Raw genomic sequence first — 12,776 nt, 5'->3', positions numbered from 1 at the left:
CGCGGACCGCTGGTGGCCATCGACGTGCAGGAGCACGACGGGGTCGTCTTTTGGCGGTCACAATACGACCTGCAACCCGTCGAATTCTGAATGGACACCATGCAAGACATGACCGCGCCCGAGCGGAACGGCGCCCCCACCCCTGCGGGCTGGGAACGTGCCACCCTGGAAAAACTCGCCTTTGCCGCCCTGAACGAACAGCGCGCCGCGCGCCGCTGGAAAGTCGCCCTGCGGCTGCTGTGGCTGGCCCTGCTGGCCGCGGTGGTGTGGCTGGTGTACCGCGACGTGGCGCCGGCCACGGCGGCCAGCACCCCGCACACCGCCCTGATCGAGGTGCGCGGTGAAATTTCGTCCGAGAGCGAGGCTAGCGCCCAGTCCTTGGTGGCCTCGCTGCGCTCCGCCTTCGAGGACCCCGGCGCCCAGGCGGTGGTGTTGCTCATCAACTCGCCCGGGGGCAGCCCGGTCCAGGCCGGCATCGTCAACGACGAAATCCTGCGCCTCAAGGCCCTGCACAACAAGCCGGTGTATGCCGTGGTCGAGGAAACCTGCGCCTCGGCCGCCTACTACATCGCCGTGGCCGCCGACAACATCTACGTCGACAAGGCCAGCCTGGTCGGCAGCATCGGCGTGTTGATGGACGGCTTCGGCTTCACCGAGCTGATGCAAAAGGTGGGCGTGGAGCGCCGCCTGCTCACCGCCGGCGAGAACAAGGGCTTTCTCGACCCGTTCAGCGCCATGAGCGAGGCCCAGCGCGCCCACGCCCAGGGCATGCTCGACGACATCCACCAACAGTTCATCGCGACGGTGCAAAAAGGCCGCGGCGAGCGCCTGCAGCCCACGCCCGAGACCTTCAGCGGCCTGGTCTGGAGCGGCCAGCGCGCGGTGGCGCTGGGCCTGGCCGACGACCTGGGCAGCCTGGACCAGGTGGCCCGCGATGTGGTCAAGGCCGAAGACATCGTGGACTACACCCAGCGCGAAAACGTGGCGCAGCGCCTGGCCCGCCGCTTCGGCGCCGGCGTGGGCGAAAGCGCGATGCGGGTGCTGCGCAGCGGCGCCCTGGACCTGCGCTGAGGCGCCATGCAGCCGACCGTGGCCGTCGTGGGCGGCGGCATAGCCGGGTTGGGGGCGGCCCTGGCCGTGGCCCGCGCCCGGCCCGACGCCGAGGTGCTGCTGCTGGAGCAGGCCCCGGCCTTTGCCGAGGTCGGCGCCGGCATCCAGTTGGGCCCCAACGCCACCCGGGTGCTGCGCGATTGGGGACTGGAGACCGGGCTGCGCGAATCCGCCGCCTTTCCGCAGGCCCTGAGCGTGCGCGAGGTGGCCGGCGGCGCCGAACTGGGCCGCCTGCGCCTGGGCGAGCGCGCGGCTCAGACCTACGGCGCCCCCTACGCCACGGTGCACCGCGCCGACCTGCACGAACTGCTGCAGGACGCGGTGGCGGCCACCGGCCGGGTGCAGCTGCGGCTGAACCAGCGCCTGGAGCGGGTCGAAGAAGGCCCCGATGGGGTGGACCTGCACACCGCCGACGGCGGCCACTGGCGGGTGCCGGTGCTGTTGGGCTGCGACGGCGTCTGGAGCCGGGTGCGGGCCCGGGTCTGGGGCGATGCGCCGGCCCGGTTCACCGGCCACCTGGCCTACCGCGGCATGGTGCCCATGGCCGAGTTGCCGCCGGGCTGCAGCCCCGACACCGTCACCGCCTGGCTGGGCCCGCGGCTGCACGCGGTGCACTACCCGGTGCGCGGCGGCGCCTGGATGAATGTGGTCGTGGTGGTGCACGGCGAGCCCCCGGCCGACCCCGCCCACTGGGACCACTGCGCCCACGCCGCCGACCTGAAGCGGGCGCTGGGCCCGGTGGCCCCGGCGCTGGAGGCGGTGCTGGACCGCGTGCTGCACTGGCGCCTGTGGCCGTTGCACGGCCGCGCGCCCATGGCCGGGCCGCAGGAGCACGTGCGCGGCCGCATCGCCCTGCTGGGTGACGCCGCCCACCCGATGCGGCCCTACCTGGCCCAGGGCGCGGCCATGGCGCTGGAAGACGCCTGGACCCTGGGCCGCCTGCTGGCCCAGGCGCCCGCCGGCCCGCCGGACTGGGCGCCCCTGCTGCGTCGCTGGGCCGACACCCGCTGGGTGCGCAACGCCTGGGTGCAGGCCCGTTCGCGGCGCAACGGCAGCATCTTCCACGCGCAGGGCCCGCTGCGCTGGGGCCGCAACCTGGCGCTGTGGGCCTTGGGCGAAAGCCTGCTCGATGTGCCCACCCTGTACAGCGGCCCGCCCAACCCCCCCGCTGACGCCGCCGGCCACATCGGTTAAGGTGGTGGGTGTGCGGGTGCCTCGCCGCGCCCGACCCGCCACGGAGACCCCATGAACCCCCACATCAGCCCGGCCCCCGAGGCCCCGGCCGCCAGCGCGGGCGCCGCCCCGCTCAAGCTGCGCCGCGTCGCCATCGACACCTACCGCGAAAACGTCGCCTACCTGCACCGCGACTGCGAGGTCTACCGCGCCGAGGGCTTCCAGGCCCTGTCCAAGGTCGAGGTCACGGCCAACGGCCACCGCATCCTGGCCACGCTCAACGTCACCTCCGACCCGCGCATCGTGCAGTGCCACGAACTGGGCCTGTCGGAAGACGCCTTCGCCCAGATGGGCGTGCCCCCGGGCCACCCGGCCAGCATCGCCCAGGCCGAGCCGCCGGCGTCCATCGCCGCGCTGCACCGCAAGATCGACGGCGAACGCCTGGGGCGCGACGACTTCCACGCCATCGTGCGCGACATCGCCCAGCACCGTTACAGCAAGATCGAGCTGTCGGCCTTTGTCGTGGCCACCAACCGCGGCGAGCTGGACCGCGAGGAGGTCTATTTCCTGACCGAGGCCATGATCGCCAGCGGCCGCCGGGTGGACTGGCACGAGCGGCTGGTGGTGGACAAGCACTGCATCGGCGGCATCCCGGGCAACCGCACCTCCATGCTCGTGGTGCCCATCGTCGCCGCGCACGGGCTGGTGTGCCCCAAAACCTCGTCGCGTGCCATCACCTCGCCGGCCGGCACCGCCGACACCATGGAGGTGCTGGCCAACGTGGAGCTGCCGTTCGACCGCTTGGGCGACATCGTGCGTGAGCACCGCGGCTGCCTGGCCTGGGGCGGCACCGCTCACCTGTCGCCGGCGGACGACATCCTGATCTCGGTCGAGCGCCCGCTGTCGCTGGACTCGCCGGGGCAGATGGTGGCGTCCATCCTGAGCAAGAAAATCGCCGCCGGCTCCAACCACCTGGTGCTCGACATCCCGATCGGTCCGACCGCCAAGGTGCGTTCCATGCCCGACGCGCAGCGCCTGCGCCGCCTGTTCGAGTACGTGGCGCACCGCCTGGGCCTGTCGCTGGACGTGGTCATCACCGACGGGCGCCAGCCCATTGGTCACGGCATCGGGCCGGTGCTGGAGGCGCGCGACGTGATGCGCGTGCTGGAAAACCACCCGCTGGCGCCGCAGGACCTGCGCCAGAAATCGCTGCGTCTGGCCGGCCGTTTGCTGGAGTGCGACCCCGACATCCGCGGCGGCGACGGTTACGCCATCGCCCGCGACATCCTGGACAGCGGCCGGGCGCTGGAGAAAATGCGCGCCCTCATCGGCGCCCAGGGCGCGCGCCCGTTCGACGTCGAGCACCCGGCCCTGGGGGCCCTGAGCTTCGAGGTGACCGCCCCGCGCGCCGGCGTGGTCACCGCCATCGACAACCTGCAGATCGCGCGGATCGCGCAAATGGCCGGCGCCCCCAAGGTGCAGGGCGCCGGGGTGGACCTGGCGCGCAAGCTGGGCGAGCCGGTGGCCGAGGGCCAGGGGCTGTACCGGGTGTACGCAGCCTACCAGTCCGACCTGGAATTTGCGCGCCAGGCCTGCCTGCGCAACAGCGGCTACAGCCTGGGCGAGCCCGGCGAGGTGCCGCACGTTTTTGTGGAGTTCTGAGCGTGAGCTGCGTGCTGTGTTTTGACGACGAGACCGCCCCGGCGCAGGCCCTGGCCCAGGCCCTGGGCGTGGAGGCCCGCGCGGTGGCGCGCCACCGCTTTCCCGACGGCGAACTCAAGCTGCGCCTGCCCGTGCCACTGCCCGAGCGGGTGGTGGTGTTCCGCGGCCTGCACCAGCCCAACGAAAAGCTGGTGGAGCTGCTGCTGCTGGCGCACACCGCGCGCGGTCACGGCGCCCGCCACCTGGCGCTGGTCACCCCCTACCTGGGCTACATGCGCCAGGACATCGAATTCCAGCCTGGCGAGGCGGTCAGCCAGCGCATCGTCGGGGCGTTCCTGGCCGGTCTGTTCGACACCGTGGTCACGGTGGACCCGCACCTGCACCGCGTGGCCACGCTGGGCGAGGCGGTGCCGGTGGCGCGGCCGGTGGTGGTCAGCGGCGCGCCGGCGCTGGCCGACTGGATCGCCCGGCAACGGCCCGGCGCCCTGCTGCTGGGCCCCGACGAAGAGGCCGCGCAGTGGGTGGCCCAGGCCGCCGCGCGCCACGGCCACGACAGCGCCGTCTGCCGCAAGGTGCGCCACGGCGACCGCCAGGTCGAGATCGCGCTGCCCGACCTGCCCCTGCGCGGGCGCGCGGTGGTGATCCTGGACGACGTGGCCAGCACCGGTCACACCGTGGCCCAGGCCACCCGCGCGTTGCGGGCCGCCGGTGTGGCCTCGGTGGACGTGGCCGTGACCCACGCGCTGTTCGCCGGCGACGCGCTGCAGGTGATGCACGACGCCGGCGTGGGCGCGGTCTGGAGCACCGACTGCATCCCGCATCCGTCCAACGTGGTGGCGATGGCGCCGCTGCTGGCCCAGGCCTTGCAGGCCGCCGACGCCTGAGTGCTTCAGCGCGGCGCCTCCGGCCGCGGCCCGTCGGGCCCGCCCGGGTGGCCAGCCGGCAGCCAGCCGAACACGCCCGCCCCCAGGGCCAGCAGCAGCCCGGTGCTGCCCATGGCGGCGGCGTAAGGGTCCAGCCCCCAGGCCGGCGCCACCGACGCCACCCAGCCGGTGAGCCACTGCACCAGCGCCACCCCCAGGAACATGGCCATGGTGAACACCGACAGCGCCCGACCCGCCACCTCGGGCGGGTAGCTGGAGCGCACGTTGGCGTACTGCAACACCCCCACGCCCGACAGCGCGCCCACCAGCACCATGGCGGCCACGTCGGTCCAGGCGTGCTGCCAGCCGGCCATGGCCAGGAACACCGTGGCGGTGGTCAGGGCAAAACCCACGATCCAGCGCCGCCGCGTGGCCGGCCCGGGGTCCAGCCGGCCAAACAGCGCCGGCATGAACAGCGACAGCAGCGACATGGCCAGCGCCACGTGCCCGACCTGCAGCAGGTCAAAACCGTGCCGCGCTGTCAGCAGCGGACCCAGCCAGAGGCCGCGCAGCGTCAGAAAGGCGGCGTAGCTGACCAGCGCCAGCGCCACGATGCCCAGCGTGTGCGGCTGCAAGAACAGCGCCCCAAAGCCGCGCAGCGTGCCGGCCAGCGTGTCGGGCCGGGGGTGGGCGCCCGGCGTGGCCCCGGGCAACCAGCGGTGGATGGCCAGCCACGCCAGCAGCGCCAGCGCGCCCAGCAGGGCAAAGCCGGCCCGCCACGAAGTGACGCCCACCCACCAGGCCATGGGGGTGCCGGTCAGCAACAAGCCCAGCCCACCCAAACCCAGCGCCAGGCCCGAGACGAAGGCGAAGCGCTTGGGCGGAAAGTGCCGCGCGATGTACAGCGTGCAGGTGACGAAGGCCGGCGAGCAGCCGATGCCGATCAGCACCTGCCCCGCCACCAGGGTGGCGAAGTTGGGCGCCAGGGCCGACACCCCCGCGCCAACGATGGCCAGCGGGAACACCGCCAGCAGCGTGCGGCGCAGGCCGTAGTAGTCCAGCGCCACGCCCATGCCGAACTGGCTCAGTCCAAAGGCGAAGGCAAAGGTGCCGGCAAACAGCCCCAGCGCTTGGGCCGACAGCGCGAACTCGGCCTGCAGGCCGCCGGCCAGGATGGCGGTGACGGTGCGGAAGGCCTGGCTCAGCGCGAAGCCAGCGATCAGCGCCAGCAGTGGCCACCAGACCGACCCTGGGGTGGGCGGCAGCGCTTCGGTGGGGCTCGGTGCGGCAGGCGATGCCGGGGCGGCGGGGGGCGGGGTCATGGTCGGGCAGGGGTGTGGCGCTGCAGCTTAGCCGCAGACGCGCCGCGGCGCTGTCGCCGGCGCGCGGCCGGCCTCACAGCGCGGTGCGCAGCGTCCACAGTTCCGGGAACAGCACCACGTCCAGCATCTTGCGCAGGTAGGCGGTGCCGCCGGTGCCCCCGGTGCCGCGCTTGAGGCCGATCACCCGCTCCACCGTCGTCAGGTGGCGAAAGCGCCACAGCCGGAAGGCGTCCTCCAGGTCGGTCAGCTTTTCGCCCAGCTGGTACAGGTCCCAGTGGGTGTCGGGCTGGCGGTACACGGCCAGCCAGGCCTGTTCCACCGCGGCGTCGGCGGGGTAGGGGCGGGTCCAGTCGCGCTGGGTGTGGCTGTCCGGCACCGGCAGGCCGCGCCGGGCCAGCAGGCGCAGCGCCTCGTCGTACAGCGAAGGGGCCTCGTGGGCAGCCTGCACCGCAGCCAGCCGGTCGGGCCGGTGGGCGTGGGGGTGCAGCATGGCCGGGTTCTTGTTGCCCAGCGCGAATTCGATGCAGCGGTACTGGTGGCTCTGGAAGCCGCTGGACCGCGCCAGGTAGGGCCGGATGGCGCTGTATTCGGGCGGCGTCATGGTGCCCAGCACGTCCCAGGCGTGCACCAGCTGTTCCATGACCTTGCTCACCCGGGCCAGCATCTTGAACGCCGGCGGCAGGCGGTCGGCGCGCAGGTGGTCGATGGCGGCGTGCAGCTCGTGCAGCATCAGCTTCATCCACAGCTCGCTGGTCTGGTGCTGGACGATGAAAAGCAGCTCGTTGTGGTCGGGCGACAGCGGCGTTTGCGCGTTCAGCAGGGCGTCGAGCTGCAGGTAGTCGCCATAGCTCATGTCGCGGCTGAAGTCGAGCTGGGCGCCTTCTTCGCGCACGATGGCTTCGGCGCGGCCGCCGGCGTGCAGCGGGCAGCCGCTGTGGGGGGTGTGGGTCTGGGTCATGTTCAGGTCACGGCGTGGGCGCGCTGGAATTCGGGGCGTTGCCACTCGTCGCTCTCCAGCACCTGGCGCAGCTGTTCGGCGGCGTGCCACACGTCGGCAAAGCCGAGGGTGAGCGGCGTGAAACCGAAGCGCAGGATGTCGGGCTGCTGCGCGTCGCCGGCGCGGAAGTCACCGACCACGCCGCGCGCGATCAGCGCCTGCACGATGGCGTAGGCACCATGGTCGCGCGCCAGGCAGACCTGCGAGCCGCGCTGGCGGTGCGCCCGGGGCGTGGCCAGCACCAGACCGTGGCCGGCGCAGCGCGCCTCCACCAACTCGATGAACAGGTCGGTCAGCGCCAGCGACTTGGCCCGCAGCGCGGCCATGCCACCGAAGGCCTCGGCCGCCAGCACCGTGTCCACACCGCAGTCCAGCGCGGCTAGGCTGACGATGGGCGGGGTGCCGCACAGAAAGCGCTGGATGCCCGGGGCAGGCCGGTATTCGGGCGTGAAGGCGAAGGGGGCGGCGTGGCCCCACCAGCCGGCCAGCGGCTGCCACAGGTCGTCGCCCAGGCGGTCGGCGTGGCGCGGGTTCAGCCAGGCGAACGCCGGCGCGCCGGGGCCGCCGTTGAGGTATTTGTAGCCGCAGCCCACGGCAAAGTCGGCGTCGGCGCCGTTGAGGTCCACCGGCACCGCGCCGGCGCTGTGGGCCAGGTCCCACACCATCAGCGCGCCGGCGCCGTGCACCGCGGCGGTGACGGCGCCCAGGTCGTGCATCGCGCCGGTGCGGTAGTTCACGTGGGTCAGCAGCACCAGGCCGGTGTCGGGGCCCAGGCTGGCCGTCAGGTCGGCGGCGTCCACCAGGCGCAGCGTCCAGCCGCGGTCGCGGCACAGCGCCTCGGCAATGTAGAGGTCGGTCGGGAAGTTGCTGCGCTCGCTCAGCAGGGTGCGGCGCTGCGGGTCACGCCCTTCCTGCAGGCGCATGGCCAGGCTCAGGACCTTGAACAGGTTGACCGAGGTGCTGTCGGTGGCCGCGGTCTGGCCCGGGCGCGCGCCGATGAGACGGCCGATCTTGTCGCCCACGGTGCGCGGCCAGTCGAACCAGCCGGCCGTGTTCCAGCTGCGGATCAGGTCCTGGCCCCACTGCCGGGTGACGACCTCGGCCACCCGCGCCGGCGTGGCGCGCGGGCACACGCCGAGCGAATTGCCGTCGAGGTAGATCACCCCTGCGGGCAGGGTGAATTGGTCGCGCAGTGGGCGCAGCGGGTCTTGGGCGTCCCGGGCGAGGCAGTCTTTCAGGGTGGCGGTCATGGGCGTGGGCGGCGTCGGGCCGCTGGGGTGGGCAGGTTGGGGGTAAGGCGGCGGTGGGGTGTCAGGCCAGGGCGCGCAGCACCGCGCGCACCGGGCTGGCGTCGGCGGTCATCAGCTTCAGGGGCAGGGCGATCAGTTCGTAGTCGCCTTCGGGCACCTCGTCGAGCCAGAGGTTTTCCAGCACGCGCAGGCCGCGCCGGCGCAGCACCTGGTGCGCGTCCAGGGTCTTGCTGTCGGCCGGGTCCACGCTGGCGCTGTCGGTGCCGACCAGGCGCACGCCGTGGTCGGCCAGGCGCTCCAGCACGGCCGGGTCCAGGCCGGGCAGGGCGGGGTCCCAGCGGTCCACCGGCATGCGGGCGTAGGTGCGCACCAGCACCCGGGCCGGCCAGGGTGGGCCGTCGGGCAGGGCGTGCGCCAGGTGCGCCCAGCGCACCAGCGGGCCGGGGTCCAGCGCGTGCACCACGCGGCACGGGCCCAGGTAGGGGTCCAGGTCCACCATGCCCATGGCGGCGCCGGTCGGGTCGTAGTGCAGCGGGGCGTCGGCGTGGGCGCCGATGTGGGGCGTGGTCGTCAGGCTGCTGACGTTGACCGGGCAGCCCGGCCCGAGCGTGGCGACCCAGTCCTGGCGGTAGGCGGTGTCGCCCGGAAACACCGGCGTTGGCGGGTGAACCGGGGGTGAAATGTCCCAGAGCGTTGGCATGCCCGGGAAGGTAGCACCGGGCCGAAACGCGTGGTGTCGGTTATTAACAACACTCCGCTCTCAAAACCGGCCCGCAGTGGGCGATCGGCGGTGACGCATGGCGCGGCCCGCTGGGGCTCGGTGGCCTCAGCCGTCGCTGCCCAGCAGCCGTATGCCCACCCGCGCGATGTCGCCCTGGTGCATGTGGCGCACGCACAGCTCGGCCGACTCCAGGGTGGCGTGGTCGCCCACGACCGGTGGGCGGCCCAGCGCGCCGGTCAGCCATTCGGCCGCGGTCTGGGTGCCGCATTCGGTGGCCGGCCAGCCGTAGAAGGCGGCCAGGTCGGCCATGGGGGTGGCACCTGGCACCTCGAAGTCGCCGTACACCTCGCGCGCCTGCGCGCTGTCCTTGTCGTCGGGCAGCGCCACCCGGGCGCGCCGCGCGCTCCAGGGGATGGTCGAGCCCTGCAGCAGCAGCGACGCCAGCACCACCACCACCGCCACGTTGAAAAAGATCTTGGAGCCCGGCAGCCCCGCCATCACCGGGAACACCGCCAGCACAATGGGTACCGCGCCGCGCAGCCCCACCCAGGCGATGAAGGCGATCTCGCGCCCGCTGAAGCGCAGCGGTTTCAGGCACAGCCAGACCGACAGCGGCCGCGCCACCAGCATCAGGGCCGCGGCCACGCCCAGCGCCGGCCACAGCGTGTCCACCGCCTCGCTCGGCGTCATCAGCAGGCCCAGCAACAGGAACATGCCGGCCTGGGCCAGCCAGGCGTAACCGTCCATGGCCGACATGGCCGGGTTCACGCTCTGGGGCGCGCGGTTGCCCACCACCACCCCGAACACGTACACCGCCAGAAAGCCCGAGCCGCCCAGCCAGGTGGTCAGGCCAAACACCGTCAGCCCGGCCGACACCAACAGCAGCGCCCGCACCCCGCCGCTGGGCCGCGCCAGCAAAGTGATGCGCCGCAGCAGCACGGCAAAGCCCCAGCCCAGGCCCAGGCCCAGCGCCACCCCCCAGCCAAACTGCAGCACCAGGCTCCACAGCGCCTGCACCAGGTCGAAGCCGGCCGCGCCCGCGCCGGCACTGGCCAAGGCCCAGCCGATCAGGGCCAGCGTCAGGTACACCGCCATCGGGTCGTTCAGGCCCGACTCGATCTCCAGCGTGGCCGCCACCCGTTCGTTGAGTTTGACCCCCGAGGTCTTGAGCAGCGAGAACACCGCCGCCGCGTCGGTGGAGCCGACGATGGCGCCCAGCAGCAGGGCCAGCGGCCAGTCCAGCCCCAGCAGCCAGTGGGCGGCCAGGCCGGTGAGCCCGGCGCACAGCACCACCCCCAGCGTGGCCAGCCAGACCGACGGCTTGAGCCCGGTGCGGAAGGTGCTGTACTGGGTGCGCAGCCCGCCGTCCAGCAAGATCACCGCCAGCGCCACGTTGCCCACCCAGAACGCCAGGCGGAAGTCGTCGAACACCACGCCGCCCGGGCCGTCTTCGCCCAGCAGCATGCCGGCGACCAGAAACACCAGCAGGAAAGAAAACCCCAGACGGGTCGAGAACATGCCCGCCAGCAGGCTGACGAACACCAATCCCGCCGCGGTCAGCAGGGGAATGGCCAGAAAATCGAGCGAGAGCATCATGTGTCCGTTACCCTAGCAGAATTCGTGCACGCCGCCGTGGCCCGGGACGACCCCGGCCCGGGTGGCTGCACCGGTGGCAACGGCAGGAGCGGTGCGTGAGCAACAGCGAGACGGTGGTTTTGGGTGGCGGGTGCTTCTGGTGCACCGAGGCGGTGTTCGTGCAGGTGCGCGGGGTGCTCGACGTCGAGTCGGGCTACTGCAACGGCCACACGCCCCAGCCCCGTTACGAGGCGGTGTGCACCGGCCAGACCGGCCACGCCGAGGTGGTCAAGCTGGTGTTCGACCCCGCGGTGATCGGGTTGGACACGCTGCTGCACATCTTTTTTGCCACCCACGACCCCACCACCCCCAACCGCCAGGGCCACGACGTGGGCACCCAGTACCGCAGCGGCATCTACTGGACCGAGCCGGCCCAGGCCGAGCGCGCCCAGGCGGTCATCGCCGCGCTGCAGGCCGAGGGGGCGTGGGCCGCGCCCATCGTCACCGAGGTGTTGCCGCTGCGCAATTACCACCCGGCCGAGGACTACCACCAAGACTTTTTCGCCCGCAACCCGCACCAGGGCTATTGCCTGGCGGTGGCCGCGCCCAAGGTGGCCAAGCTGCGCCGCGCCTTCGCCGACTGGGTGCGCTGAAGCCTGCTGGCCGCTGGCTACACTCGCCCGGTGAACTTCGCCAGCCACCCTGTTTTCCAGTCCCTCGTCCCGGTGTTCCTCATGATCGGGGCGGGCTACGCCGCCGGGCGCCGCGGCTGGATCCGGGGCGACGCGGTCAAGGACCTGTCCAACCTCGTCTTCCTCTTGCTGATCCCGGCCCTGCTGTTCCGCACCATGAGCACGGTGCGGGTGGACCAGCTCGACCTGCGGCCCATCGCCGCTTACTTCAGTGCCGCCGGCCTGTGGCTGGCCGCGTCCATTGCTTGGCGCGGCTTCAACTGCCGCAGCGTGGTGCTGGCGCTGGCCGGCACTTTTTCCAACATGGTCATGATCGGCATCACCCTGGTGGGCCTGGCCTACGGCCAGGCCGGGCTGGTCACGCTGCTGACGCTGGTGTCTGTGCACGCGCTCATCCTGCTCACCACCGGCGCCATCGTGCTGGAACTGGCCGCGGCGCGCGAGGCCTCGCGCGCCGGCCAGGCGCCGCCGCACCTGGCGGCCACCGCGTGGTCGGCCATCAAGGGCTCCATCGTGCACCCGATCCCCCTGCCCATCCTGTGCGGCCTGCTGTTCGCCCAGACCGGCTGGGCCCTGCCCGCGGTGGTGGACAAGCCCTTGCAACTGCTGGGCAACGCCTTCGGGCCGCTGTCGCTGGTGTTGGTGGGGGTGAGCCTGGCGCGCACGCCGCTGGCCGGGCACTGGGGGCCGGCGCTGCGGGTGGCCGTGTCCAAAAACCTGTTGCTGCCGTTGCTGGTGGGTGTCAGTGCCTGGCTCTGGGGCATCGGCGGGCTGGCGCTCACCGTCATGGTGGTGGCCGCGGCGCTGCCCACCGGGGCCAACGTGTTCCTGTTTGCCCAGCGCTACAAGGTGGTGCAGGACCTCACCACCGCCGCCATGGGGGTGTCCACCGTGCTGGCCCTGCTCAGCCTCAGCCTGGTGATGCTGGTGATGGACGCCTGGGCGGGTTGAACGCTGGCCGAGCGGCCGTGGCGGATTTGGCGCTAGCATCGGGCGCTTCGTGTCACGGTCATTCCATTCCATGAACTGGTTGCAGCAACTGCCGGTGCCGGCACAGACCATCGGTCTGCTGGTGGCGTCCAACGTCTTCATGACGTTTGCCTGGTACGGCCACCTCAAGCACCAGGCCCACAGCGCCTGGTACGTGGCGGCGCTGGTGAGCTGGGGCATCGCCCTGTTCGAGTACCTGCTGCAGGTGCCGGCCAACCGCATCGGCCACACCCAGTTCAGCGTGGCGCAGCTCAAGATCCTGCAGGAAGTCATCACCCTGAGCGTGTTCGCCCCCTTCGCCTTGTTCTACATGAACGAGCCGCTCAAGTGGGACTACCTCTGGGCGGCGCTGTGCATGGTGGGCGCGGTCTATTTCATGTTCCGCGCCTGAGCGTCATTGGCTGATCTTCAGCGCCTCTTC

12 protein-coding genes are annotated in these 12,776 nt (G+C 72.1%); 7 read left to right on the top strand and 5 right to left on the bottom strand.

The genetic code is table 11. From position 1 onward, the window contains the following. Window positions 1–90: 90 nt before the first annotated feature. From HA630_RS17200 to HA630_RS17185, 4 genes are read left to right on the top strand one after another with little or no spacing between them, the layout of a single operon-like run. Window positions 91–1,071: a S49 family peptidase gene (locus tag HA630_RS17200; protein ID WP_166836250.1), complete on the top strand. Its 981-nt coding sequence runs from the start codon at window positions 91–93 to the stop codon at window positions 1,069–1,071. 6 nt (window positions 1,072–1,077) lie between these two features. Beyond that, on the top strand, window positions 1,078–2,304 hold the full coding sequence (locus HA630_RS17195) for an FAD-dependent monooxygenase (RefSeq protein WP_166836248.1): 1,227 nt from the start codon (window positions 1,078–1,080) through the stop codon (window positions 2,302–2,304). A gap of 51 nt (window positions 2,305–2,355) precedes the next feature. Further along, the gene (locus tag HA630_RS17190) at window positions 2,356–3,945 is read left to right on the top strand and encodes a thymidine phosphorylase family protein (RefSeq protein ID WP_166836246.1); all 1,590 of its coding nucleotides are present in this window, start codon (window positions 2,356–2,358) and stop codon (window positions 3,943–3,945) included. A gap of 2 nt (window positions 3,946–3,947) precedes the next feature. Then, window positions 3,948–4,829, top strand: a complete 882-nt coding sequence (locus HA630_RS17185) for a ribose-phosphate diphosphokinase (RefSeq protein ID WP_371809276.1) — start codon at window positions 3,948–3,950, stop codon at window positions 4,827–4,829. Window positions 4,830–4,834: 5 nt separating this feature from the next. Here the strand turns inward: HA630_RS17185 and HA630_RS17180 are convergent, their stop codons facing one another. From HA630_RS17180 to HA630_RS17160, 5 genes are all read right to left on the bottom strand, one after another. Then, window positions 4,835–6,130, bottom strand: coding sequence for an MFS transporter (locus tag HA630_RS17180; RefSeq protein WP_166836244.1), 1,296 nt, complete (start codon window positions 6,128–6,130; stop codon window positions 4,835–4,837). A gap of 73 nt (window positions 6,131–6,203) precedes the next feature. Further along, entirely contained in the window at window positions 6,204–7,088 is an 885-nt protein-coding gene (gene kynA, locus HA630_RS17175; protein WP_166836242.1) for a tryptophan 2,3-dioxygenase, read from the bottom strand. Between the two features lie 2 nt (window positions 7,089–7,090). Next, complete coding sequence (gene kynU, locus HA630_RS17170) at window positions 7,091–8,377, bottom strand: kynureninase (RefSeq protein ID WP_166836240.1); 1,287 nt, start codon at window positions 8,375–8,377, stop codon at window positions 7,091–7,093. A gap of 61 nt (window positions 8,378–8,438) precedes the next feature. Then, window positions 8,439–9,077: an arylformamidase gene (gene kynB, locus HA630_RS17165; RefSeq protein WP_166836238.1), complete on the bottom strand. Its 639-nt coding sequence runs from the start codon at window positions 9,075–9,077 to the stop codon at window positions 8,439–8,441. 126 nt (window positions 9,078–9,203) lie between these two features. Then, complete coding sequence (locus HA630_RS17160) at window positions 9,204–10,694, bottom strand: potassium/proton antiporter (protein WP_166836236.1); 1,491 nt, start codon at window positions 10,692–10,694, stop codon at window positions 9,204–9,206. Between the two features lie 95 nt (window positions 10,695–10,789). Here HA630_RS17160 and msrA point away from each other — a divergent pair, with 95 nt between their 5' ends. From msrA to HA630_RS17145, 3 genes are all read left to right on the top strand, one after another. Further along, on the top strand, window positions 10,790–11,326 hold the full coding sequence (gene msrA, locus HA630_RS17155; protein ID WP_166836233.1) for a peptide-methionine (S)-S-oxide reductase MsrA: 537 nt from the start codon (window positions 10,790–10,792) through the stop codon (window positions 11,324–11,326). A 30-nt stretch (window positions 11,327–11,356) separates the two neighbouring features. Further along, window positions 11,357–12,316 carry an AEC family transporter gene (locus tag HA630_RS17150; RefSeq protein WP_166836231.1) on the top strand — a complete coding sequence of 320 codons (960 nt, stop codon included), beginning with the start codon at window positions 11,357–11,359 and terminating at the stop codon, window positions 12,314–12,316. Window positions 12,317–12,386: 70 nt separating this feature from the next. Continuing rightward, window positions 12,387–12,746: a DMT family protein gene (locus tag HA630_RS17145; RefSeq protein ID WP_166836229.1), complete on the top strand. Its 360-nt coding sequence runs from the start codon at window positions 12,387–12,389 to the stop codon at window positions 12,744–12,746. Window positions 12,747–12,776: the final 30 nt, after the last annotated feature.

The sequence above is a fragment of the Aquabacterium sp. A08 genome, from assembly GCF_011742065.1.
This window is presented reverse-complemented; position numbering and strand designations above follow the sequence as displayed.